At 65.0% G+C, this 22690-nt stretch carries 22 protein-coding genes and 1 pseudogene; 9 read left to right on the top strand and 14 right to left on the bottom strand.

Annotated features, from left to right (window positions below):
• Nucleotides 1-33: 33 nt before the first annotated feature.
• On the bottom strand, nucleotides 34-747 hold the full coding sequence (ctrA, locus tag P0X85_RS13580) for a response regulator transcription factor CtrA (RefSeq protein ID WP_275814408.1): 714 nt from the start codon (nucleotides 745-747) through the stop codon (nucleotides 34-36).
• A gap of 95 nt (nucleotides 748-842) precedes the next feature.
• A complete protein-coding gene (gene sciP, locus P0X85_RS13575) occupies nucleotides 843-1121 on the bottom strand; it encodes a CtrA inhibitor SciP (protein ID WP_275814406.1) in 279 nt (92 codons plus the stop codon).
• 126 nt (nucleotides 1122-1247) lie between these two features.
• On the opposite strand from sciP, the gene mnmA reads away from it, so the two are divergent.
• Together mnmA and P0X85_RS13565 are read left to right on the top strand one after the other, a co-directional pair.
• Nucleotides 1248-2387 (top strand): tRNA 2-thiouridine(34) synthase MnmA, encoded by a 1140-nt coding sequence (mnmA, locus tag P0X85_RS13570; protein WP_275814403.1) that lies wholly within the window; start codon nucleotides 1248-1250, stop codon nucleotides 2385-2387.
• Between the two features lie 80 nt (nucleotides 2388-2467).
• Nucleotides 2468-2947, top strand: a complete 480-nt coding sequence (locus P0X85_RS13565; RefSeq protein ID WP_275814400.1) for a DUF2059 domain-containing protein — start codon at nucleotides 2468-2470, stop codon at nucleotides 2945-2947.
• Nucleotides 2948-3007: 60 nt separating this feature from the next.
• Here the strand turns inward: P0X85_RS13565 and P0X85_RS13560 are convergent, their stop codons facing one another.
• From P0X85_RS13560 to P0X85_RS13535, 6 genes and pseudogenes are all read right to left on the bottom strand, one after another.
• A complete protein-coding gene (locus tag P0X85_RS13560; protein ID WP_275814397.1) occupies nucleotides 3008-3370 on the bottom strand; it encodes a phasin family protein in 363 nt (120 codons plus the stop codon).
• A gap of 173 nt (nucleotides 3371-3543) precedes the next feature.
• On the bottom strand, nucleotides 3544-4122 hold the full coding sequence (locus P0X85_RS13555; RefSeq protein ID WP_275814395.1) for a thioredoxin family protein: 579 nt from the start codon (nucleotides 4120-4122) through the stop codon (nucleotides 3544-3546).
• Nucleotides 4123-4204: 82 nt separating this feature from the next.
• A pseudogene (locus P0X85_RS13550) lies at nucleotides 4205-4572 on the bottom strand (type II 3-dehydroquinate dehydratase).
• Nucleotides 4573-4692: 120 nt separating this feature from the next.
• The gene (locus P0X85_RS13545; RefSeq protein ID WP_275814392.1) at nucleotides 4693-6351 is read right to left on the bottom strand and encodes a BCCT family transporter; all 1659 of its coding nucleotides are present in this window, start codon (nucleotides 6349-6351) and stop codon (nucleotides 4693-4695) included.
• A gap of 34 nt (nucleotides 6352-6385) precedes the next feature.
• On the bottom strand, nucleotides 6386-6802 hold the full coding sequence (locus P0X85_RS13540) for a universal stress protein (RefSeq protein ID WP_275814390.1): 417 nt from the start codon (nucleotides 6800-6802) through the stop codon (nucleotides 6386-6388).
• 216 nt (nucleotides 6803-7018) lie between these two features.
• Nucleotides 7019-8257 carry a glycosyltransferase family 2 protein gene (locus P0X85_RS13535; protein ID WP_275814388.1) on the bottom strand — a complete coding sequence of 413 codons (1239 nt, stop codon included), beginning with the start codon at nucleotides 8255-8257 and terminating at the stop codon, nucleotides 7019-7021.
• A gap of 242 nt (nucleotides 8258-8499) precedes the next feature.
• On the opposite strand from P0X85_RS13535, the gene P0X85_RS13530 reads away from it, so the two are divergent.
• The 7 genes from P0X85_RS13530 (at nucleotide 8500) to P0X85_RS13500 (ending at nucleotide 16682) form a co-directional block, all read left to right on the top strand.
• Entirely contained in the window at nucleotides 8500-9309 is an 810-nt protein-coding gene (locus tag P0X85_RS13530; RefSeq protein ID WP_275814385.1) for a family 16 glycosylhydrolase, read from the top strand.
• Nucleotides 9294-10568: an O-antigen ligase family protein gene (locus P0X85_RS13525; protein ID WP_275814382.1), complete on the top strand. Its 1275-nt coding sequence runs from the start codon at nucleotides 9294-9296 to the stop codon at nucleotides 10566-10568. Before P0X85_RS13530 ends, P0X85_RS13525 begins: the two co-directional genes overlap by 16 nt.
• A 196-nt stretch (nucleotides 10569-10764) precedes the next feature.
• Nucleotides 10765-11931 carry a glycosyltransferase family protein gene (locus P0X85_RS13520; protein WP_275814380.1) on the top strand — a complete coding sequence of 389 codons (1167 nt, stop codon included), beginning with the start codon at nucleotides 10765-10767 and terminating at the stop codon, nucleotides 11929-11931.
• Nucleotides 11928-12896 carry a glycosyltransferase family 2 protein gene (locus P0X85_RS13515; protein ID WP_275814377.1) on the top strand — a complete coding sequence of 323 codons (969 nt, stop codon included), beginning with the start codon at nucleotides 11928-11930 and terminating at the stop codon, nucleotides 12894-12896. The genes P0X85_RS13520 and P0X85_RS13515 overlap by 4 nt, the downstream gene beginning before the upstream one ends.
• A gap of 2 nt (nucleotides 12897-12898) precedes the next feature.
• Nucleotides 12899-13867: a glycosyltransferase family 2 protein gene (locus P0X85_RS13510; protein WP_275814374.1), complete on the top strand. Its 969-nt coding sequence runs from the start codon at nucleotides 12899-12901 to the stop codon at nucleotides 13865-13867.
• On the top strand, nucleotides 13867-16278 hold the full coding sequence (locus P0X85_RS13505) for a polysaccharide biosynthesis tyrosine autokinase (RefSeq protein ID WP_275814371.1): 2412 nt from the start codon (nucleotides 13867-13869) through the stop codon (nucleotides 16276-16278). The genes P0X85_RS13510 and P0X85_RS13505 overlap by 1 nt, the downstream gene beginning before the upstream one ends.
• Before the next feature lie 113 nt (nucleotides 16279-16391).
• Nucleotides 16392-16682 (top strand): hypothetical protein, encoded by a 291-nt coding sequence (locus P0X85_RS13500; protein WP_275814368.1) that lies wholly within the window; start codon nucleotides 16392-16394, stop codon nucleotides 16680-16682.
• Between the two features lie 23 nt (nucleotides 16683-16705).
• Here P0X85_RS13500 and P0X85_RS13495 read toward each other — a convergent pair whose 3' ends face one another.
• The 6 genes from P0X85_RS13495 to P0X85_RS13470 are packed head-to-tail and all read right to left on the bottom strand — an operon-like array spanning nucleotide 16706 to nucleotide 22482.
• On the bottom strand, nucleotides 16706-18604 hold the full coding sequence (locus P0X85_RS13495; RefSeq protein ID WP_275814365.1) for an ABC transporter ATP-binding protein: 1899 nt from the start codon (nucleotides 18602-18604) through the stop codon (nucleotides 16706-16708).
• A complete protein-coding gene (locus P0X85_RS13490; RefSeq protein WP_275814362.1) occupies nucleotides 18601-19557 on the bottom strand; it encodes a phosphoenolpyruvate carboxykinase (ATP) in 957 nt (318 codons plus the stop codon). The genes P0X85_RS13495 and P0X85_RS13490 overlap by 4 nt, the downstream gene beginning before the upstream one ends.
• Nucleotides 19554-21458 (bottom strand): asparagine synthase-related protein, encoded by a 1905-nt coding sequence (locus P0X85_RS13485; RefSeq protein ID WP_275814359.1) that lies wholly within the window; start codon nucleotides 21456-21458, stop codon nucleotides 19554-19556. Before P0X85_RS13485 ends, P0X85_RS13490 begins: the two co-directional genes overlap by 4 nt.
• Entirely contained in the window at nucleotides 21455-21979 is a 525-nt protein-coding gene (locus P0X85_RS13480) for a lasso peptide biosynthesis B2 protein (RefSeq protein ID WP_275814356.1), read from the bottom strand. Before P0X85_RS13480 ends, P0X85_RS13485 begins: the two co-directional genes overlap by 4 nt.
• A complete protein-coding gene (locus P0X85_RS13475; protein WP_275814353.1) occupies nucleotides 21976-22317 on the bottom strand; it encodes a PqqD family protein in 342 nt (113 codons plus the stop codon). Before P0X85_RS13475 ends, P0X85_RS13480 begins: the two co-directional genes overlap by 4 nt.
• Nucleotides 22318-22338: 21 nt before the next feature.
• On the bottom strand, nucleotides 22339-22482 hold the full coding sequence (locus P0X85_RS13470) for a hypothetical protein (RefSeq protein WP_275814350.1): 144 nt from the start codon (nucleotides 22480-22482) through the stop codon (nucleotides 22339-22341).
• Nucleotides 22483-22690: the final 208 nt, after the last annotated feature.

The raw sequence follows: 22690 nt of genomic DNA, 5'->3' as shown, positions 1-22690 counted from the left end.
TGATAGGATCAGTGGCGGCAGGCGTCCAGAGGGTCAGGCGCCGATGGCGACACGACGTTCCATCTCGACCGGGTCGGGATCGCGCAGCACATAGCCCCGCCCCCACACCGTTTCGATGTAGTTGTCGCCCCCCGTCACCTCCGAGAGCTTCTTGCGCAGCTTGCAGATAAAAACGTCGATGATCTTGAGCTCCGGCTCATCCATGCCGCCGTAGAGATGGTTGAGGAACATCTCCTTGGTAAGCGTCGTGCCCTTGCGCAGGCTGAGCAGTTCGAGCATCTGGTATTCCTTGCCGGTCAGATGCACCGGACGCCCCTCCACCTCGACGGTTTTCGCGTCGAGATTGACCGAAATCTTGCCCGTTCGGATGATCGACTGCGCATGCCCTTTGGAGCGGCGGATGATCGCATGGATGCGCGCCACGAGTTCTTCGCGGTGGAACGGCTTGGTCATGTAGTCGTCCGCGCCAAAGCCGAAGCCCTTGATCTTGTTCTCGGTATCGTCCGCACCGGTCAGGATCAGGATCGGCGTATCCACCTTGGCCAGACGCAACTGTCGGAGAACCTCGTGCCCGTTCATATCCGGCAGGTTCAGGTCGAGCAGGATGAGATCGTAATCATAGAGCTTCGCTAGATCGATCCCCTCTTCGCCAAGGTCCGTGCAATAAACGTTAAGATTGGCATGCGTCAGCATCAGTTCGATGCTGCGCGAGGTCGTTGGATCGTCTTCCACCAACAAAATCCGCATTCTGGGTTCTCCGCATTAATCCCTCGATCACCATTCACACTTGCACCAATTGGTTAACACGCAGTTACTCTTGCAGCTTTCAGACGATTTGCAACCTAAAGTTGTCTATATTTTTGAATCGCCGTCACCTTGAGACCCGCGATTCCGTGTTTCTTTACCGCATCGGACCACAGATCGAGCTCCTCTTCTGACAGGTCGTAGCGCTCGAGAACCTCGGACCGAGCAATCAACCCATAGGCGACCGCCTGAACGATAGTGGCCTTGCGGCTTGCGACCCATCTGCGGGTCTCTTTCGGTGGCAGATCGGCGCGGGTCAGGATCGTGCCATCCGGCAGCGTCACCGATCGCGGTCCATCGACTTTTTTCAGATACATGGGCACACCCCTTCATCGTGATGGGGGACAGAATGGCCCTTTCGCCTTAACGACGGGTGAAACGCGGGGTTGTGAGTAGTTCGCATTTTCCTATATTCCTGCACGTCTGGTTAAAGGACCCTTCAGATGAGCAAGGATTTCCCTCTCAATTCGCTCGGCTTCGCCAAGCCACCCTCCGAGACCCGCGTGGTCGTCGCCATGTCCGGTGGTGTCGACAGCTCGGTCGTGGCCGCGCAACTGGCCGAAGAGGGCTATGACGTGGTGGGCGTGACGCTTCAGCTTTACGATCACGGCGCAGCGCTGGCGAAGAAGGGGGCCTGCTGCGCGGGTCAGGACATCCATGATGCGCGCCGCGTGGCCGAGGAAATGGGCTTTCCGCATTACGTGCTCGACTATGAGAACGTCTTTCAGGAGGCGGTGATCGACGAGTTCGCAGACGCTTATCTGGGCGGCGCGACCCCGGTGCCCTGCATCCGCTGCAACGAGCGGGTGAAGTTCAAGGATCTGCTCGAAACCGCCAAGGACCTTGAGGCCGATTGCATGGCGACCGGCCACTACATTCAGCGCAAGATGGGTGAGAACGGGCCGGAGCTGCACAGCGCCGCCGATCCGAACCGCGACCAGAGCTATTTCCTGTTCTCGACCACGCCCGAGCAACTGGCCTATCTGCGCTTCCCGCTGGGCCACCTGCCGTCGAAAGACGCAACACGGGCGCTCGCAGCGAAATACGGGTTGGCGGTCGCGGACAAACCGGACAGTCAGGACATCTGCTTCGTGCCGAACGGCAACTACGCCGCCGTGATCGAAAAGCTGCGCCCCGGCGCGGCCGATCCCGGCGAGATTGTCGATCTTGAGGGCAATGTTCTGGGCGAGCACAAGGGCGTGATCCATTACACGATCGGCCAGCGTCGCGGTTTGGGCATCGGGGGCCTCGGCGACCCGCTCTACGTGGTCAAACTCGATCCCGACACGCGCCGCGTGGTCGTCGGCCCGAAAGAGGCGCTCGCCACCCGCACCATCCCCGTGCGCGAGATCAACTGGCTGGGCGACGCCCCCCTCACCAGCCGCCCCGAATGGCATCTCACGGTCAAGGTGCGCTCCACCCGGCCGCCGCGCCCGGCGATCCTCCGTCCAATCTCGGAGACCGAGGCCGAGGTCGAACTGCTGACCCCCGAAGAAGGTGTGTCGCCCGGTCAGGCCTGCGTCTTCTACGACCCCGACAGCAGTCGCATCTTCGGCGGGGGCTGGATCTGGAAAGGGCGTTGAGCCGCCCTGCCCTGTCAGCCCCTTGACCCGCTCCGACAAAGCTGCGCTCACTGCGGCGCATATCAGTTAAGGAGCGTTTCATGCGTCTGTCTTTCTTTGCCGCCCCGGCAGCCCTCGCGGTGCTGCTGAGCACCTCTGCCTTTGCCGAAACCTATGAGGACCGCCTCGCCCTTGCGCAGGAGATCACCGATATCTCGATGGAGGTGATCGACCTCGACGCAATGATCGACACGATGTGGCAACCGATCGCCACCGAGTCAGCCGCACGCGGCAAGCCGCTGAGCGCTGATCAGCAGGCAGAGCTGGAGCAGCTCTACCGCGACACGTTCCGCGTTCCGATGCGTGAGATCATGGCGAGCCAAAGCCCGGTGATGGCCGATCTGATGACCGAGGCCGAGCTAATCGCGCTGCGCGACTTCTACAGCACGCCCGAGGGCCGCTCGGTCATGGGCAAACTGCCGAAGGTGATGGAGCAGCAACAGCCGCAGATCATCGCCTTCGTGCAACAGAACATGCCCAAGGTGATGCCGAAAGTGATGGAAATCCTCGGCGCGCAATAAACGAGACAAGGCCGGGCGACCCCGCAGGTCGCCCGCCGCACCCTGTTCGGGACCGCTCCGTCAGACCGGGGTCGCGTGGTGACCGGGGGCCGGACCGTCCGAGTCATCGGGCTTGAGGCTGCTCATCGCCGCTTCTCCGACGCCTTGCATCGACGCCATCAGCTTCGAGCTTTCCATCGCATAATCCGACATCGCGCTCTGCCAGAAATCGCCCCAGAGCGACATCGCCGTATTCGGGTCCTTGGTGCGCGACAGGTCCGAGAGCATCTTGCGGTCACGCTCGAACCGGCTCTTGAGAAAATCGAGCAACTCGATCTGTTGCGTCAGCATGGCCTCGGCCATCCGAAGCTGCGGCCCCATCAGCATGGCCATCCCGTCGATTGCCTGCATCGCCTCTGCATCCTTCGTCTTTTTCGTCGCCATTTTGCCGTCCTCCTCAACGATCAGAACACCCCACGAACGCGCCCAGAAACCGTAGCACGCGCACCGCGACGCCTAAATGACATGGCTCAACCCTCGCGGGAGGCGCGCGGAAATGTGCCTATTGCCAAGGCAAGGCGGGGCCTCACGCCTAAATGATGGGCGCTGCGGGCCTGCTACCAGACGTCCGGGTCGATCCCCTCCTCGCGCAGCCGGGCGAATTTGTCCTGCAAATAGCGCTGGAACCCCTGACGCTCATGTTCTCCGGTCACCACATATTCGAGCGACGAGAGATAGTGGAACGGCTTGAGATAGCCCGGCAGCCGGAACACCTCGCGCGGGTTGGCGCCATCGGCGTCGGTGCTGAGGATCACGGTGGTCGGGGTGAATTGCACGCCCCAGCTTGCCGCCAGATCGCGCTCCTCATGGGCCTCGCCCTGCAAATCAGTGACCTCGCGCGCGCCCCAAAGATCAAGCTGCACCACCAGAAAATGCTCGTTCAGGTAATCCACGATCTCGGGGCGGGCAAAGTTCACCGCATGCAATTCGCGGCAATAGGGGCAACCGCGCTGCTCGAAAAGCACCAGCAGATGCTTGCCCTCGGCCCGGGCGTCTTGCAGATCCTCGCCGAGATCCATGAAGCCCACATGCAACCATGGCGGTTTGTGCAACCCGTCATCACCCAGAACAGGCTCCGATTGCGCCGGCATCGCCCAGAGCAAGGCCGCCAGCGCCCATCCCAAAAGACTACGCATGTCTCGATCCTCCCTGCCCCCAGCCTATCACGGATCGGAGCCCCGCCCTAGCGGGTGCAGGCAGATGTGATCAAAGGGTCGCTCAGCCGAGCAGTGTCGCCACCCGGCGCAGGCACAGCGCATAGCCCTGCACCCCAAAACCCGCCATCACGCCATCACCGGCCCGTCAAAGGCGCTTAGCGCGTGGAGAATGGCCACGGACGTATGTGTATTGGCGCCCGGATTGATGATGATCGCGCTGGCCTCGTCACGGGCGCGATGGATCAGCTCGACCAGCCCGCGCTCGACATTCGACTGGAACATGCGGATCTCCAGCCCCAGCTCGGTCGCCAGCGCGGTGCAGTCACGTTCCACATCCTCAAGCGTCTCGGCGCTCCAAATCTCCGGCTGGCGCTTGCCCAGCAGGTTCAGGTTCGGTCCGTTGAGGATAAAGACTGGTTTCCGGCTCATCTGTCCCTCCGGCGATGCTGTCGCTCTGTCCTTGCGACAGTGCGAGCGCATTTCCGACGCTTTGGAGAGATGCTGCGCGAAAAGACCGGCGCCGGTGTTGCGGCGCCGGTCTGCCTTGTTTCAGCGGTGCAACCGCCGCTCGGAAATCAGCCCGCGCGCAATCGCGAAACACATCAGCAAAAGCACGAGCGTGAAGGGCAAGCCCGTCGAGATCACCATGGATTGCAGCGATTGGAGCCCGCCTGCGCTCAGCAACAGAACGATCGCCACGGCCCCCTCGAACACGCACCAGAAGGCACGCTGCGGGACCGGCGCGTCAATCTTGCCCCCCGCCGTGATCGTGTCGATCACCAGCGAGCCCGAATCCGACGAGGTCACGAAGAACACCACCACAAGCACGATCCCCACAAGCGAGGTGATCGCGGCCAGCGGCAACACGTCGAGCATCTTGAACAGCTTGAGTTCAAGCGCCGCATCCTGCGCCGCCGTGTAGCCCTCAGCCACGACCTGATGCAGCGCCGTGCCGCCAAAGACCGACATCCACAGCACGCAGACCATCGACGGGATCAGCAGCACACAGACCACGAATTCGCGCACCGTGCGGCCCCGGCTCACACGGGCGATGAACATACCGACAAAGGGCGACCAGCTGATCCACCATGCCCAGTAGAACGACGTCCAGCCCTGGCTGAAATTCACGTCCTCGCGCCCCACGGGGTTCGACAGAGCGGGCAGGTATTCGAGATAGGCGACCAGCGAACTGCCGAACAGCTTGAGCAGGTAGACCGTCGGGCCGACCAGCAGCACGAAGAGCAAAAGCACCAGCGCCAGCCCCATATTGATCTCGGAGAGCACCTTGACGCCCCCGTCAAGCCCGCGCAGCACCGAGATCAGCGCGATGGCGGTAATGATCGAGATCAGCACGACCTGCGTGACCGAGCCCACCGGGATACCGAACAGCTCATTGAGCCCCGCATTGGCCTGCGTCGCGCCAAACCCCAGCGAGGTCGCCAGCCCGAACAGCGTCGCAAACACCGCCAGCGTGTCGATGATATGCCCGACCCAGCCCCAGACCGCATCCCCGAAGATCGGGTGAAAGGCCGAACGGATCGTCAACGGCAAGCCCTTGTTATAAGAGAACAACGCGAGCGCGAGCGCCACCACGGCATAGATCGCCCAAGGGTGCAGCCCCCAGTGGAAGATCGTTGCCGCCATCCCCAGACGCACGGCCTCGGCTTCGTCGCCCGCCGCCGCACCCAAAGGCGCCCAGTCGGTGCGCACACCGTTCTCGACCGTGGTGCCACCCATTGATGAGGAGAAATGACTCATCGGTTCGGCCACGCCATAGAACATCAGACCGATACCCATGCCGGCTGCAAACAGCATCGCGAACCAGCCGATATAGCTGTAATCGGGCGTCGCCTCCGAGCCGCCAAGCCGGACATTGCCCCAGGGCGTCACGATCAGCAGCAGGCAGAACAGCACGAAGATGTTGGCCGATCCGAGGAAGAACCAGTCAAAGCCCTTGGTCACCTTGGCAAACAGCCAGCTAAAGGCGCTGTCGGCCTGTTCCGGCAAGGCCAGCGCATAGAACACGAAGGCCACGATGGAGAGGCCGGAGATCAGGAAAACCGGGTTATGGATGTCAAAGCCGAACGGGCCGATATTGCCTTCGACATTGTCCTGCCCGACCTCGTAATCGGTATCGATGAGATTGACGACGCCTTCGGGGCTGGGAATGCCCTCGGGGGTTTGATCTTGGGGTGATTGGTCGGCCATGAAGCCTCCTTTCAGTCCGCTGAAATGGGTTGGGTCACGCCCGGATGAGCATCACCGATGCGGCGCTATGCGCGGCCAGATGCGCGCCATGGCCGGACCAGACATAATCCGTCACATTCGGAACATGGCTGGCCATGACGACCAGATCGGCACCAAGCGCCGTTACCGCCGCTTCGAGTTCGCGGTCCATCTGAACCGCCGGATCGTGGCTCACGAGCATATGGGCCTCGGTCTTGACCCCCTGCTCAAGCCCCTGCGCCTTGGCGAAGGCTTCAAGCTTTGCCGAGAACTCTTCGGGTGTGCGCGCGATCGGGCCGGGCGTTGCCGTGGTGACGCCGATATAGCAGATGCTCGCCCCGTGCTCCCGCGCGAGACCCGCTGCCACATGCAGCGCTTTTTGCAGCCGCTCCACATGGGCAAGGTCGAGAGGCACGACGATTTTCTTGAACATTGTCCCTCCTTCTGTTTTCCCCCGAAGCGCAGACACGCACCCCGAAGGTGGCTTTCGCGGACCCCGGCAACAGCGGGGCCAACGCTCAGGAACGGCGCGCGAGGATGGTCTGACCAAGGGTCGGAAACGCGCCGCCAACACGCTTTAGTGTGGCACTTTTGACTAGGTTGGGCAAATCGGGGGGGCGAAACATGCCCCTTACCGACCCGATGAGGGTCAATCGCGACGCGCTCCCTCGGGGATCGGCAGGGGCGTCGCATCGCGCGCCGCTGCGTCAATGCGGACCGTTGCCGTCTGCCAGCGCGGGATCAGCCACAAGGCCCAAAGCGCCGCGCCCCCCTCCGCGCGCACATCGAGATCGCAGCGCGCGGCAAGATCCGACAGATGCGCCGCGACCGGACCGGGGGGGGCCTGCCATGGCAAGCCCGCCTCGGGCGGCATCAGCGGCGCAAGCCACTCGCCTGCGCCCTCGGGTACGTCCCCTGGCGGCGCATGTCCGCCCAGCCACAGCACCCACGGCTTGCGCGGTTGCACCTCTGCCTGAACCCGGTGCAAGCGCTGCGACAGGCTTTGCAGCAAGGCTCCGGCCAGCGCGGGCGCACGCAACATCTGCCAGAGCGCAGCCCCGAAACGGCGCGCTTTGATCGCATCGACCAACTCCTGATAGCGCAGCGCCTCGGCCAGCCCCGCGCGCCGCGCCGCCATCGCCCGCCCCAGCGCATCCTCGCCGGTCTGCCGCACGATCCGGTCATGCGCCGCGATCATCGCCCGCAGGGTCGGGCTTGAAAGCCGGTAGGAGATCGAGCCCGAATGCCGCCGATACAGATACATCGGATCGGGTAAGGCGACGAAACGCACCCCGCGCAGCAGGGCGCGCAGGTAAAAGTCGTAATCCTCGCCGATGCGCAGGCTCTCATCGTAGCGCAGACCCGCGATCCCCTCGCGGCGCATCAGCGGCTTGAGATAGCCAAGCGCGGGCAGATCCGAAGACATCCCGCTCGCGCGCACGAAAAGCTCTGCGTCGATCTCCATCGGCGCGTGCAGATCGAGGCTGCCGAGCAGCGTGCAGCCGCTCGCATCGGCGGTCTCGCCGAAGAACAGCTTGTCATCGGCCACGAAATCCGCCCCGAGCCGCTGCGCCGCCGCCAACAGTCGCGCCAGCCGGTCGGGATGCATCAGATCGTCACTGTCCGAAACCGCGATCCAGTCGCCGCTGGCCAGATCCAGCGCCCGGTTGCGCGCCGCCCCCGGACCTGCGTTCTGCGGCGCTTCGACCAGCTTGACGCGCGCATCCGCCGCCATCGCCGCGCGCACGAGGCCCACGCTGCCATCGCCGGACGCGTCATCCGAAACGATCAGCTCCAGATCATGGTGGGTCTGACGCAAGACCGAGTCCATCGCGGCCTGCAAATAGGCCTCGCTGCGGTAATTCGCCATGATGACAGAAATTTTCATCCCGGCCCCGAAACACCTCTGAACAGGCCCGCGTCTCCGCGCGCGCCGCACCCACCCCTCCGGGTCCACATTAAGAAATATTAAGGCAGAACTTGAGCCCTTGCCGCGTGAAGCCGCCATTCCCCCGGAAATTGGTCGCAAATGCCTAATAAATAATCAGTTTCACGCGTGTTTGACCTTGGATCTCCGGGCTATCGGCACGCAATGTCTCGAATCGTTCACCGCTGCGATAGGCTGAAGGCATGGATCGTTCCGCCCGCCCTCTCCCCCGCTTTCAGCGGCCTGCCCCACGCCTTGGTGCCTGCGCTTTGGCGGCGCTTCTGGCGCTTGCGCCGCTCCCGGCCCTTGCGCTCGGCGCGGGCTTTTTCGATCCGTTCGAGCGGTTCGACCCGGAGCGCTGGTATATTTCGGACGGCTGGACGAATGGCGCGCATCAGAACTGCACATGGGCGCGCAGCGCTATCGGGATCGACGATGGCACCTTACGCTTGCGCTTCCTGCCGGATGCCGGAACCGACCCCAAGGCCCCGCATCTGTGCGGCGAAATCCAGACCCGTCAGCGCTTTGGCCCCGGCACTTTCGAGGCCCGCATCCGCTCGGACCGGGGTTCGGGCTTTAACGCGGCCTTCTTCACCTATATCGGCCCGACCCATGACGCGCCCCATGACGAGATCGACTTCGAGATCCTGACCCGAGATACCGGTGCGGTCTGGACCAACCGCTTCGTGAACGGCAAGGATCGCGGCGCGGGCCGCAGCGTGCCCGTCAGCCCGGCCACGGACGTGGCTTTCCATGATTACGCCTTCATCTGGGAACCCGACCGGCTGCGCTGGTTCGTCGATGGGGTTCTGGTGCGCGAAGAGACCCGCCATATCCCCACCGAGCCGCAAAAAATCTTTGCGAGCCTGTGGGCAAGCGATACCCTGACCCAATGGATGGGCCCGTTCGAGACGCCAGAGGCGGCGCGTGAGATGGTGATCGACTGGATCGCCTACACGCCGCTTGGCGCGGGCTGCGCCTTTGAGGAGTCGCTGTTGTGCCAGTTGCGATGAAGACCCGCTATGACGGCATCGCGCCTGCCTCGGTGCAGGTCTGCCCGAATGCTGTCCTGGCGGCCTTCGCGCTGATCGGGCTGGTCTTCGTGGTGCGGCTTGGCGCGTTGGGCGCGCTGATGTTCCTTGGCGCGGGGCTGCTTCTGGTCGTCCGGCACCCGCGCACGGCCCTTGCGGAGCTGCGCGGCTACGCGCTGCTCTGGCCCTTGGCGCTGTGGTGTCTTGCCTCGGTGTTCTGGTCCAATTATCCAGACTTGACAATGCGTTACAGCGTGCAGCTCATCCTGAGTTTCGCCATAGCGATTGCGATGGCGAACCGGCTGTCGCCGCTGGCCTTTCTCAAGGTGGTGCTGGTCGTCTACCTTCTGGCCGGGCTCGCCAGCCTTGGCTTCAACCGGGTGCGTTCGGACGGTATCTGGCTGGGGATTTTCGCCTCCAAGAACGCATTGGCACAGGTCGCCTCCGTGCTGCTCGTAGCGGGCTTCGCCATGGTGATCGACCGGGCGCGGGGCGTTCGCTGGCGCTCTGTGGGGCTCGTCGCGCTGACGCTTGGCGCGCTTCTGGTGCTCAAGGCCCATTCCGCGGGCAACCTGATCGCCGTATTCGTCGCCCTCATCACCGTCTCCGCCATCTTTTTGATGCGCCGCGCCAGTGCGTGGCAACGCTTGTTCCTGCTGATTTTTACTCTGCTGAGCGTGGTCATGGGGGTGCTTCTGATCGTCGGGTTCTTCGACGAATTCGCGCAGATCGTGCTGCAATTGACCGGCAAGAACGTGACGCTGACCGGGCGCACCGAACTCTGGAGCACCGCCTTCGCCGAGATCGCCGAGCGCCCGCTTCTCGGTCAGGGGTATAGCGCCGTCTGGGTGCGCGGGAACCCCTTGGCCGAGGAGCTTTGGCTGCGCTTCGGGATCGCTTCCAAGACCGGCTTTCACTTTCACAACACGCTGATCTCGAACGCGGTGGAGATCGGGCTGATCGGCATCGCATTGCAGGCGGCGATGTTCTTCTGGGGGCTCTATGCGGTGCTGCGCTGGGCGCTGTCGGACCCCCGCGCCGAGACCTATTTCCTCGCCGGGCTGATGATGCGGCAATTGCTGCTCTCGATGACCGAAGTGGTCTATTTCATTCACTTTTCACCGGTCACGATCCTGACGCTCGCGGCAATTGTCTACGCCCTGCGCCAGCGCCGCGCCGCGCGCCGCAGCGCACCCGAGAGCAGAATCGCCCCGGAACGCGCCACGATCGCCGCGGTTTGAATGCGTCAAAAGCGCACAGATATTAGGCAAACCATCTGAATTTCCGGCAGGATTTGCCGTAACGTTAGGAGAATAAGGGATTTTCACCTTAGGATAAGGTCAGACCTGACCCAAAGCGTGCAGCTTCGTCACATTGGTTGAGTGCGCGAAGCCTAGATTGCGCGCAAGCGCCCTGCGCCGCGACCCGGAGAAACGAGTGAACATCCTCTATCTGGCACATGATCTGGACGACAGCGCGATCTGGCGGCGCGTGTCGATGCTGGAGCGGGGCGGCGCGCGCGTGCGGGTCATGGGGTTTCGCCGTGGCGAGGGGGCGCTGCCCGGCCCGGCCGAGCTGTTGGGGCAAACCGAAAACGGCAAGATGGTCGCACGGATCGGCGCAGTGCTGCGGATCCTGCCGGGGATCGGCGCGCGCGTCGCAACCGAGGCCGCGCCCGATGTGATCGTGGCGCGCAACCTCGAGATGCTCGCGCTGGCGGTGGCCACGGGGCGGCGGCTGGCCCATGTGCCGATCGTGTATGAACTGCTCGACATCCACCGGCTGATGCTGGGCCGCGGGCTGATCGCGCGGACGCTGCGCCGGGTCGAGGCGTATCTGATGCGCCGCTCGGCCTTGGTGATACTGTCCTCGCCGGGGTTCGAGCGCGCCTATCTCGATGCCTATCGCCAGCCGCAGATCCCGCGCCTGCTGGTCGAGAACAAGCCGCTTCTGCCCGAAGGCGTCGCGGCACCGGCCCGGCCCGCGCGGCTGACCCCTGCAAGCCCATCGCGCCTCACCATCGCATGGTATGGCATCCTGCGCTGCGCCTGGTCGCTGGACATGCTCGACCGGATGACGCGGATGCAGCCCGGCCGCTACCGCGTGCTCTTACGTGGCAAGCCTGCGCTTGATGCGGTACCGCGTTTCCATGAGATCGTCGCGCGCAACCCCGATCTGGAGTTCCACGGCCCCTATCGCTGGCCTGACGATCTGGCCGCGATCTATGGCGAGACCGATTTCACCTGGCTGATCGACCGCTACGACGCCGCGGCGAATTCCGATTGGCTGTTGCCGAACCGGCTATACGAGGGCGCACTTTACGGCGCGGTGCCGATCGCGCTGCGCGGCACCGAAGTCGCGGCACGGCTCGAGGCGCTTGGTCTGGGCCTGATCGCCCCCGCCCCCGAGGGCGCGGCGGGGCTTCTGGCGCGGATCGACGCGCCGCGACTGGCCGAACTGCGCCGCGCCGTGGCTGCCCAACCGATCGACACATGGCTGGCCGACACCAAGGCCTGCCGGGCGCTCACCGCACGTCTGAGCGCCCTGCCCCGCGGTCCGCGCCACCCGCATCACCCCCTCGCGCAGAAAGGCACCGTCGCATGAGCGTGCTCATCGTCATCCCCACCCTCAACGAAGAGCATCATATCGCCGCGACACTGCGCGCGGTCCTGCCCTTCGCGGCGGATCACGATGCGCGGATCGTGGTTGCGGATGGCGGCTCGACCGACGCGACCCGGCGGATCGTGGCGGAGCTGGCCGAGACCCATCCGCAGATCACCCTTCTCGACAACCCCCGCCGCTTGCAAAGCGCCGCCGTCAATCTCGCCGTCGAGCAATTCGGAGATGAGGCTGAGTATCTGATCCGCATCGACGCCCATTCGGGCTACCCCGCCGATTACTGCGCGATCCTTCTGGCCGAGGCCGAAGCGATGCAGGCCGACAGCGTCACGGTCTCGATGGTCGCGGTCGGCGAGACGCCCCTGCAACGGCTGATCGCCGCAGCGCAAAACTCGCGGCTGGGCAATGGCGGGGCCTCGCATCGCAATCGCGGAGAGGGTGCCTGGGTCGATCACGGCCACCATGCGCTGATGCGGATCACCCCGTTTCGCCAAATCGGCGGCTATGACGAAAGCTTCAGCCATAACGAGGATGCCGAGCTGGATCACCGTCTGCGGATGGCGGGCTTTTCGATCTGGCTCACGGCGCGCACCGCCATCGAGTACTACCCGCGCGCGACGCTGGGCGCATTGTTCCGGCAATATTTCCTGTTCGGCAAGGGGCGCGCGCGCAACCTCGCCAAGCACCGGATGCGGCCTGCGCTGCGGCAGATGGCTGTGGCGGCGCTGGCGCCCCTTCTGGCACTGGCGATCCTGTGGCCGCTGAGCGGCGTCTTTGCGGTGCCGCTGGTTGTGTGGACGCTGGCCTGCCTTGCGGGCGGCGCGGTCATCGCGCTTCATCTGCGCGACCTGCGCGGTCTGGCGTCGGGCTTTCTGGCGGGACTGATGCATCTGGCGTGGTCGGCAGGCTTCTGGGCCCAGACCATCGTGCAAAAGATGCAGAGGGGTTAGGCATGGGGGCGACACTGATCTGCATCGGTCTGTGCACCTATCGGCGAGAGTCGCTCCGCGACACGCTGGCCTCGCTTGCGCGGCTGGAGGTGCCAGAGGACACCCGGATCGCACTCATCGTCGCCGACAACGACGAGACCCCTTCGGCCCGCGCGCGTGTCGCGCAGGCCACCGAGGGCTTTGCCATGTCGGTCACCTACCTGCACGCGCCCGCGCATAACATCTCGGTGGCGCGCAACGCGATCCTGAGCGCGGCGCGGGCACAGGGCGCGGGCATTCTGGCCTTCCTCGACGATGACGAAACCGTCGCGCCGGATTGGCTCGTGAAACTCTACGCGCAGGCGCAGCAGACCCGCGCCGCCGCTGTGCTCGGCCCGGTGCGCGCCGCCTATCTGCCGCAAGCGCCCGGCTGGATGCAGCGTGGCCGCGTCCACGACACGGAGCCGAAATGCGACAGCGCCGGCTGGGCGCTGACCGGCTATACCTGCAACACCCTGATCGACCTTGCCCATCCCGCCAGCGCCGGGCTGAGCTTCGATCCCGCGCGCGGGCGCTCGGGGGGGGAGGACACCGCCTTTTTCGCCGCGCTCTCGCAGGCGGGCGGGCGGATTGCCTACGCCCCCGATGCCATTGCCCGCGAAACGGTTCCCGAGGCGCGCGCACGCCTTGGCTGGCTCTTGCGGCGGCGCTTTCGAATGGGCCAGACGCATGGGTCGCTGCTGGCCGAGGGGCGCGGGATGGCGGGTCGGCTCGCACAGGCGGGGCTGGCCGGGGCCAAGGCGCTCGCCTGCCTCGGTCTGGCGCTGATCGGCCTGCCCGACCCGCTTCGTCGCAACAGCGCGCTGACCCGCGCCAGCCTGCATCTCGGGGTGATCGCCGCCCTGCTGGGGATGCGCGCGATCACGCTTTACGGGCAGGCCGCCGCCGCGCAGCATGGTCCCCCACAGACACCCGAAGCCCGGAGATCTTGATGAGACAATTCGGTATCCGCATCGCCGAGAGCAGCAATTCGATGGACCCGGCCGCGCATGGCGGGCTCGATACGATCGACCTCTCGCGGGTGCTCGCCGCAATCCGGCGTCAGCGCTGGACGATCGGGCTTTCGGTGCTGTTCTGGATCGGCTTTGGCGTATTCTACGTGGTGACCACCCCCAAGCAATATTTCGCCAGCTCGACCGTCATGCTCGACAGCAATATCGGCCGCGCCGCCGCCGATATCACCCAGCTCGATGACGTGAACATGTCCGACAGCGGCATCGCCAGCGCGCAGCTCGTCATCACCTCGGACGGGATCGCGCGCGCCGTGGTGGATGACCTCCGCCTCGATCAGAACCCCAGCTTTCTGAACCCGCCAAGCTCGGCCATCGCCAATATCATCGGCAGCGTACGCGCGCTGCTGCGCAAACCCATCGACATGCTGCGCGCGGCGCCCGAGCCGGTCATCGACCCCAATGTCGAACCGCCGCCGCCGCCCACCCCCGAAGAGATCGCCATGATGCGCAAGGCGATGGTCGCCCGCGCTCTGCAAGGCCAGATCGGGGTCGAACGGATCGGTCGTTCCGCGGCTTTCGGAATCTGGTATAGCTCGCACGACCCGGTCATCGCCGCGAGCGTCGTGAACGCCTATGCCGAAGCCTATGTCGCGGATGTTCTGAACGCCAATTACGAGGCGACCGAGCGGATGACGCAATGGCTTCAGGGCCGTTTGCAAGAGCTGGAGGCCTCGGCCCGCGCGGCCGCCGTGGCCGCCGACCGGTTCCGTTCGGAGAACGGGCTGGTCTCGTCGCGCGGCTCGCTTATGTCCGAAGAGGCCGTCGCCAATCTGAACGCCGATCTGACCGTCGCCATCGCCGAGGCCGCCCGCGCGGAGGCCCGCGTGAAATCCTATGAAGCCATCGTCGAGCGCGGCCCCGATGCGCTGCGCGACGGGGTGCCGATGGGGGTGGCCTCGACCGGGGACGCGGATTTCGTGGACCTGCAACGCAAACTCTCGGACGCGATCGTCAATCTCGAGCGCATCCGCGAGAATTTCGGCCCAGACCATCCGCAGTTGCGCGCCTTCGAGGCCCGCGTCGAGGATAGCGCCGCGCGGCTTCATGCCGCCATGACCCGGCTTCTCGAAGAGGCGCGCGGCGAGCAAATTCTGGCCGAGGCCCGGATCGAGGCGCTGCGCGGGACGCTGCAAAACGCCGTCAACGAAAACGCCGAGGCCGGTTCCGCGCAGATCGAGCTGAACGCACTCGAAAGCCGTGCGAGCACGCTGGCCGCGCTGCACCAGACCTTCCTGACCCGCTTTCAGGAGATCGACCAGCAAAAGACCTTCCCGATCTCGAATGTGCGGGTGCTCTCGCTGGCCGATATTCCGCGCGTCGCCGCCGGTCCCAGCACCACGCGCACGCTGCTGATGATGATCGTGCTCGGGCTGATGACCGGGGCGGTGATCGGCGCGCTGCGCGAATGGCGCGACCGTTTCATTCGCACCGCCGAGGATGTACAACTGGATCTGCGGCAGGCGTTTCTGGGTTACTTGCCGCTGTTCTCGACGACCGATCGCCCGGTGCGGGCGAAACCGTTGCCCGGCCCGCGCGGCCTGCGCGAGAGCACTGACCCGCCGATGAGCGAGCGTGCCACCACCACACCGCGCCGCGCGGTGGTCAAAGGCTCGATCTATGCGCTCGATCACATGCGCTCGCTCTATGCCGAGACCCTGCGCAATATCCGCCTGAGCGCCGAAATCACCGCCGCCGATGACAGCCGCCGGGTGATCGGCGTGACCTCGGTGCGCCCCGGCGAAGGCAAATCCTCGGTCTCGCTGAACCTTGCCGGGATGATCGCGGCCTCAGGCGCGAGCGTGCTGCTGATCGATGGCGACCCGCGCCGGCCCGGCCTGAGTCGCGGGCTGGGCCTCAAGACCGGTCCGGGCCTCATCGAAGTGCTACTGGGCAAGACGGACTGGCGCGACGCGCTGCGCGACATCAGCGATACCGGCGTCGAACTCTTGCCCTGTATCGCGCCCGACACGATCAGCCACACTTCGGAACTGCTCGGCACGCGCGTGATGCGCAGTTTCCTCGACGACGTGCGGATGCATTACGATTTCGTCATCGTCGATCTGGCCCCGATCGGGCCGGTGGTCGATGCGCGCACCATGCTGCGCCAGTTGACCCATGTCGTGATGGTCGCGGAATGGGGCAAGACGCCCAAGGCCATGCTGCGCAGCGTGCTCGCCAACGACCCGGCGCTGGCGCAAAAGACGATGGGCGTGGTGCTCAACAAGGTCAACATGACCAAGCTGCGCGACTGGGCCTCGGATGAAAGCGCAGGCGCCTATCTGGACGAATACAGCGAATACATATATGGCTCCGGGCGCGCGAAATCGTGACCCATATGCAAAAAGCGGCATATTTCCACCGAGCGCATCATAGGATACTTGCGTGAATCTAGTTGTTGCGTGAAGATTGCGTAACAGCGCTAGATGCTGACAGGGGGGAGCCTTTGCATCTTCGGGCCTTCATCGCTGGGTTGAGTCTGTTCTCCGTCGCTCTCGTCGGGGTAGGTGTCGCGCTTGGCCTTGGCTGGCTTGGCACGCTGCTCCTTGTGGTGGCAGGGGCCTTTGCGGCGCAGATGCTCTATCTGGCATGGGTTGTCGTGATGGTGCGCGCGGAAACGAAACGCCGCGAAAACGGTGGCTCGGGCGGGCTTGGCGCAGAATACGTCAACGATGAACCCGCAGCCTCGGGCAAACCCGACGTGCCCGTCGCAAACGGTCTCGCCCATCGCGGCTAAGGCTTGCGCGCCGTCAGAATGGCTCAGGCTCCGAGTCTTGCCCCTTGCACGCGCAAGACCGTCCGGCTGCCCGAACGGGTGCCGCCACCTGCCTCATGACGGATCATCCGTGCCAGATGCCCCTCGTCATTGCGCAACAGATCCTCGCTCCGCCCCGCCTCCACGACGCGGCCCGCCTCAAGCGTGTACACCGTGCTCGCAAAGCGCACCATCGAGGGCCGGTGCGCGATGGTGAGCACCGTCACCTCGTCGCCAAGCGCCTGCACCGCCTTGGCCACCCGGTCCTGACTGGCCCAATCGAGCGCGCTGGTCGCCTCATCGAGCACGAGGAAACGCGGCTTGCGCAACAGCGCACGGGCCAGCGCGATGCGCTGGCGCTGGCCGCCTGACAAGAGCACCCCGCGATCGCCCACCTTGGTATCGAGGCCCTGCGGCAGGTCATCGACGAACTCCGCCGCCGCCTGACGGATCGCCACCCGCATCTCGGCTTCAGTTGCCTCGGGCGCCACCGCGCGCAGGTTCACCCGGATCGATTCATGGAGCAGGAAACTGTCCTGCGGCACATAAGCGATCTGTTCGCGCCAGCCGCCAAGCTCCTCGGGTCCCAGCTCACGCCCGTCAAACAAAAGCCGCCCCGCCTGCGGCCGGATCAGCCCCGTCACCAGATCGGCCACCGTGCTCTTGCCCGACCCCGACGCCCCGATCAGCGCCGTCACCTGCCCCGCCGGAATGCTAAGCGAGCACCCCACCAGCGCCGCGGGCGCATCCGGACCTTCATCGTAGCGATAGGTCACATCCTCCAGCACGATCCCGTCACTCAGCGGCGCGATCGGCACGATCCGGCTTGCGCTGTCATCGCGGGCCGCGACAAGCTGATCGCGCAAGCGGTGCACATCGCGCCAGGCCGGCAGGTCGATCAGCAATTGCTGCATCTGCCCCTGCACTCCCATGAAGCGCGGGGCGAGCCGCATCAGGATCAGCAACAGCACAACGATTTGCGAAATCGCCAGCCCCGCCCATATCAGCGACAGGTAGATGAACAGTGCCGCCCCCGCCGCCAAAGCCACCTGAAACAGCCCCGCCCCGGTTGCAGCATGGCGCGAATATTCCCGCGCATCGCCACGCGCCTGATCGAGAATTCCCTCGAAAGAGGCGACATGCACGCCCTCGCCATTCATGCTGCGCGCGCTTTTCAGCCCCGCCAGAAAATCCGCAACCGTCGCATATTGCCGCTTGCGATTGGCCTGAATGAGCGTCCCGAACCGTGCCGCGCGCCGCCGGAAGGGGCGCATCAGCACGAAGGCCAGCACCCCGAACCCCACCGAGAACAGCGACATCGGAATCGAGATCACCACGCTCAGCGCCAGATAGATCGCGATCCCCAAAAGCCCCTGCAACAGCATCAGCGTGACCATCGAGACGGTCTGAATCCGGGCAATCTCGCCGGTCAACGCATGTTCCAGCTCCGAGCCGCGAAACCGGCTCACGCGGTCCCAGCGGGCCTCGGCCACAGCGCGAAACAGCTCGCGGCGGATGCGGTTGGTGAAATCGTAGAGAAGCCCCGTCAGAAAGCCCGATTTCACCCGGTTGAACAGCGCCTGAAGCGCCACCAGCCCGACCACCATGCTCAGCAGGACCGGCAGGCCCAGTGACACATCGGGCAGCGCGAGGCCCAGCACCTCGCGCCCGCCCAGATCAATGGCACGCACCCCCGCATCGCTTTGCCCGATGATATGCAGGATCGGCAGCAAAAGCACGATCGATGCGCCTTCGGTCAGGCTGCTCAGCGTAAGCGCCCCGAGCGCCAGCCAGAATTTCACCCGCCCCATATCCTTGAGCGCCGAGATCACGCCCAGCACATCATGGAAGGCTTCGCGCGCGCTCAGCGGCTCTTCGGGTTGGGGCGAGAGATCGGTGCTCATGGCGCCTCTCCCAAATCGGTCCGAATGGCCGCGATCACCTTGTCAAGCTCTGTCACCCCGTCGGGCAGGATCAACCGACGCACGGCACTGTGGCGCGCCACGGCCACCGCGTCGCGGAACTGGCGCGCCGCCTCCGCGCCCTGTGGGCCCGCGCGCCCGAACCGGTCCGCATAGGCAAAACGCAGGAGCGCCGGCACCATCTCACCCGTGGCGGGCCGCTCGATCCGCGCCTCGGACCCGCCCCCGCGCACCAGCACGTAAAGCCGTCGCGCCGGGACCGGCTCGGGCGCCATCAGCCCCGGCACCAGCACCCGGATCTTGTCGATCTGATCATGCACATGCGGGCGCGGAACGGCCGAACCTTCGGGCAGTTGCGTAAGCGCCTCCTCGGCGAGTTTGACCTGCCCGAAGCCCGGCACGATGCTGTTCTGATCGGGCCGGATCGCCACCAGATCATCGGCAAGCAACCGTGCCCCCGCCCGCAAGAGCGCCGTGGCGGTGGTCGATTTGCCGGTGCCCTTATCCGCCATCAGCGCGAGGCCCTGCCCCTCGAATGCCACCGAGGAGGCGTGCAGCACGAACAAACCCTGACGACGCAGAACCTCGGAGAGCACCGGACCGAGCAGCGGAAACGCGATCAGGTCGTCCGATACGCCCGCCCCGTATTCGACGGTTACCTCGGAGCCATCCGCCGAGACCGCAAAGCCCCCGACCGCCTGCCACCAGAAGCGCACACCACTGTCCGAAAACTCGAACCACGCCCCAAGCGCGCGCACGCCCTCTGGCAAAGCGACGGGTCCACGCCGGATCGCCACCTGAACCGGGGCGCCCCCCGGAGTCGCTGGGTCGAATTCGGGCAGCACGATCTCGGACCGGATCACCAGCCCATAGCTGCGATAGGTGAACACGCCCGCCGCGCTCTCGGTCAGGGATTTCGGATCGGTCGGTTTCATGCGCCCCCCTCGGCCAGTCGGGCCATCGGCACGGGCGTGGCCTGAGAGCTATTGGACAGCCTGGCCAGCCAGTTGTCGAGCCAGAGCGCCCGCCAGACCTGCCGCAAGGCTGTGGTGTCCGGCTCGGGCGCCTTCAACGCACGCTCGGCGGCCTGATGCAGGGTCTGCGCATCGACATAGGGCGCAAGACGCTCGGGGATCATGTGACGATACCCCTCGATTTGCCCGGTCGGATCGGCGCGCATCCCTGCCCAGAAATTGCGGGTGAAATCCATCTTGCTGTGCCGGTTGCACACGCTCGCCGGCAACACGTCGCGCATCGCCGCGCGCAGCAAAGAGCGGGGCCGCCCCTGCGCGATCTTGGCCGCCGACGGCTGACCGACGCAGAGCGCTACGACATGGCGGTCGTAGAACGGGTAGCGCGGCTCCAGTCCGCGATGCGCCGCCGCCCGGTCGAGCACCTCGAAGCCGCTCGCCACATCGGTCGGACGCAGCAGATTCAGATGCGCGGTCAGCTCGGGGTCGCGGTCGTCTGCGCTATCGGGCAGCCGCGCCGCGCGTGCGATCGCCACCAGATCGACCCGCTCGGCGAACTCGGAATTGACCAGCGCGCGCCATTCATAGGGGTCAAAGCTGGTCGCCTCGGGCGCCAGCCTGCGCAGCAGCGCCCGCAACGGGCGCGGCCCGTAATGGCGCAGGAGCGGGTTGAATTCTTCGCTGCGACGCGCCTCGGTAAAAGCGGCGAACTGGCCCGTAAGTGTCCAGAGTTGCATCCATTTTCCGCGCCGCGCCAACTCGGCGAAATGCCATTGGCCCTTGCCGATGACCTCATCCCCGCCATGCCCGCTCAGGATCACGCGCAAGCCCTGCGCCTGTGCGGCATCAAGCAGGTGCCGCATCATCGGAGAGCCATAGCCGAGGAAAGGCTGTTCTTGCTGCGCGAGCATCCCTTCGATGTCATCAAGCACCAGCGATTGGGTCACGTCGATATCGCAAGGCAACAGATTCTCGCCCGAGCGCACCGCGTCGATGAATGCCCCCTCGTCCAACTCGGGCCGCGTCGAATAGCGCAGCGACAGCGCGGGCACCGGGCGCACGCTCGTGCGCGCCGCAAGACAGGACACGGTCGAGGAATCGAGCCCCCCGCTCAGCATCGAACCGACCGGACCGCCCCGCATCCGCGTCGAAACCGCATCGCTCAGCGCCGCGTGCAGCGCCTCGGGCGCCTCTGCGACCGGCACCCGGTCGGGTTCCAGCACCCACCAGGGCTCGATCGTGACCCGGTCCCCCTCAAGACACAAAAGATGCCCCGGCGGCAGACGCTCGACACCGCGATAGGCGGTGCGATGCGCCTCGAACACATAGCCCGACAGATAAGCCGCGATCCAACGCTCATCGGGCTGCGGGTCGCTGCCCAACACCGCCAGAACCGGCCCGATCTCGCTGGCCGCGGCCAGACCGCGCGGGGCAGCATGATAGACGAAAGGCTTGACGCCAAAGCGGTCGCGCGCGCCCAGAAGCCGCCGCCGCTCCGGGTCCCACAAGACAAAGGCGAATTCGCCCTCAAGCCGCGCCAGACAATCGCGCCCCCAGCGGTCATAGGCCGCCAGGATCGCCGCCCCGTCACTGACCTCGGAGATGCCCAGCTCTGCGCAGAGCGCGCGCGCATTGGTCAGGCTCAGATCGCCACTCAGCACCGGCCCGGAATCGCGCCATTGCCACGGGCCCGGACCATCCCCGGTCGCGTCGAGCCAGGCGTGGCCAAGCGCCATAGCCCCCTCGCAATGCACATGAAGCCCGTGCGGTCCCCGATGCGCGCAGCGTCCCAGCATCTCCCGACACAGGGCATCGGCCATCCCGCCATGCCCTCCGTGGTGAAGATAGCCGGTGAAGCCACTCATGACGGGGGCGCCTCCGTTCCGAACGGCGCGCCGATAGACGAAACCGGCACCCCGGCATCGGGACGGTCGGGGTGAAATTCGACCAGGGCGCGATGGCGCGCCAGTTCTTCTGGCGTACCCCCGAGCAAGATCATGCGCCCCGACATCAGCCACGCATGGGGGCGGAAGGCCGGGGCCTGATCGGTCCCCGCAATTGGCATCGACAGCCGCACGGTGGTCTCAGCCCCCCGCGCAGCGAGCAAATACTGCCCCGCAAGCGCTTGCGTCAGACAGCTCCCCACCGGCACGAACCGGGCCGCATTGCGCACCGACCAGACCACTTCGCGCAGATCGGCAGCCGCTGGCGCCGGGTCCAGCGGTGCCCGCGCAGCCAGTTGGGCAATCTTGCCCCGCAGATACGGCGTGCGATGCAGAAACAGGTTGAGCCGCACCCAGAGCAAAACCCCGAAGGCCCGCAACAACAGCGCCAGATCGTGGCGCGACAACCGGGCAAGCCGGGAGCGCAGGCGCAATTCCGTCATTCCACCGGCTCGATCAGATGATTGCTTTCCAGATCGCTCAGCAGCGCGGCGATATCATCGGCGCATTGCTCGGGCGCGATCTCATACTCCGCCGCGACAGCCGAGATGATCTCGTGTGGATAACAGGGATTTTGCAGCTTTTCCCAAATGAGTGCCCCCACCGGGTCAAGGCTGAAATACAGGTTCGTGCGCAGGTCAAGGATCGCGATCCCCTCCCCGTACGCGCAGGACACACAATCGGTGACATGACGAAAACGGCTTTCATCAATCATCGCGTTCATGACCACCCTCCGCAGTAAAACCGGCCGAAGCGACAAGGCCGCTTCGGCCGCGATCATTGCCCCGTTCGAGGCTTCTCTTTACGAGAAGGTCAGATCGCCAAACGGCGTCCCATCCGGAAAGTCCGCGTCGAGCTTGCTGCCCGAGGTCTGACCATGGGTGAGATCTTCGAGCTTGCCGTGAACGCTCAGCCGCGGCGCGGCATAGGTCTTCTTGAGGCTCATAATAACTTCCCCGTCTCAAGTTGCGTTATGCAATGGCCCGAAATTAATACGAACCACGCTGTTTCAGGGTGCGGCGGAAGTGACGCCAAGTCAATCAATACACCTTAAAAAGCTAGGGGTTTCGGCCCAATCTAGATATTTACAGACAGCGACCACAACATATCGCGTCCCATTCTAAAATATCGCGAAGGCGATAATCGCAGCTCAA

Source organism: Pseudothioclava nitratireducens, assembly GCF_029210495.1.
GTDB lineage: Bacteria > Pseudomonadota > Alphaproteobacteria > Rhodobacterales > Rhodobacteraceae > Pseudothioclava > Pseudothioclava nitratireducens.
The sequence above is the reverse complement of the archived record's forward strand: the minus strand, read 5'-3'. Positions and strand labels throughout refer to the sequence as shown.

Coding starts and splice junctions, on each gene's coding strand:
- ctrA (WP_275814408.1), bottom strand. CDS start 747: ATGCGGATTTTGTTGGTGGAAGACGATCCAACGACCTCGCGCAGCATC.
- sciP (WP_275814406.1), bottom strand. CDS start 1,121: ATGTATCTGAAAAAAGTCGATGGACCGCGATCGGTGACGCTGCCGGAT.
- mnmA (WP_275814403.1), top strand. CDS start 1,248: ATGAGCAAGGATTTCCCTCTCAATTCGCTCGGCTTCGCCAAGCCACCC.
- P0X85_RS13565 (WP_275814400.1), top strand. CDS start 2,468: ATGCGTCTGTCTTTCTTTGCCGCCCCGGCAGCCCTCGCGGTGCTGCTG.
- P0X85_RS13560 (WP_275814397.1), bottom strand. CDS start 3,370: ATGGCGACGAAAAAGACGAAGGATGCAGAGGCGATGCAGGCAATCGAC.
- P0X85_RS13555 (WP_275814395.1), bottom strand. CDS start 4,122: ATGCGTAGTCTTTTGGGATGGGCGCTGGCGGCCTTGCTCTGGGCGATG.
- P0X85_RS13545 (WP_275814392.1), bottom strand. CDS start 6,351: ATGGCCGACCAATCACCCCAAGATCAAACCCCCGAGGGCATTCCCAGC.
- P0X85_RS13540 (WP_275814390.1), bottom strand. CDS start 6,802: ATGTTCAAGAAAATCGTCGTGCCTCTCGACCTTGCCCATGTGGAGCGG.
- P0X85_RS13535 (WP_275814388.1), bottom strand. CDS start 8,257: ATGAAAATTTCTGTCATCATGGCGAATTACCGCAGCGAGGCCTATTTG.
- P0X85_RS13530 (WP_275814385.1), top strand. CDS start 8,500: ATGGATCGTTCCGCCCGCCCTCTCCCCCGCTTTCAGCGGCCTGCCCCA.
- P0X85_RS13515 (WP_275814377.1), top strand. CDS start 11,928: ATGAGCGTGCTCATCGTCATCCCCACCCTCAACGAAGAGCATCATATC.
- P0X85_RS13510 (WP_275814374.1), top strand. CDS start 12,899: ATGGGGGCGACACTGATCTGCATCGGTCTGTGCACCTATCGGCGAGAG.
- P0X85_RS13505 (WP_275814371.1), top strand. CDS start 13,867: ATGAGACAATTCGGTATCCGCATCGCCGAGAGCAGCAATTCGATGGAC.
- P0X85_RS13495 (WP_275814365.1), bottom strand. CDS start 18,604: ATGAGCACCGATCTCTCGCCCCAACCCGAAGAGCCGCTGAGCGCGCGC.
- P0X85_RS13490 (WP_275814362.1), bottom strand. CDS start 19,557: ATGAAACCGACCGATCCGAAATCCCTGACCGAGAGCGCGGCGGGCGTG.
- P0X85_RS13485 (WP_275814359.1), bottom strand. CDS start 21,458: ATGAGTGGCTTCACCGGCTATCTTCACCACGGAGGGCATGGCGGGATG.
- P0X85_RS13480 (WP_275814356.1), bottom strand. CDS start 21,979: ATGACGGAATTGCGCCTGCGCTCCCGGCTTGCCCGGTTGTCGCGCCAC.
- P0X85_RS13475 (WP_275814353.1), bottom strand. CDS start 22,317: ATGATCGCGGCCGAAGCGGCCTTGTCGCTTCGGCCGGTTTTACTGCGG.
- P0X85_RS13470 (WP_275814350.1), bottom strand. CDS start 22,482: ATGAGCCTCAAGAAGACCTATGCCGCGCCGCGGCTGAGCGTTCACGGC.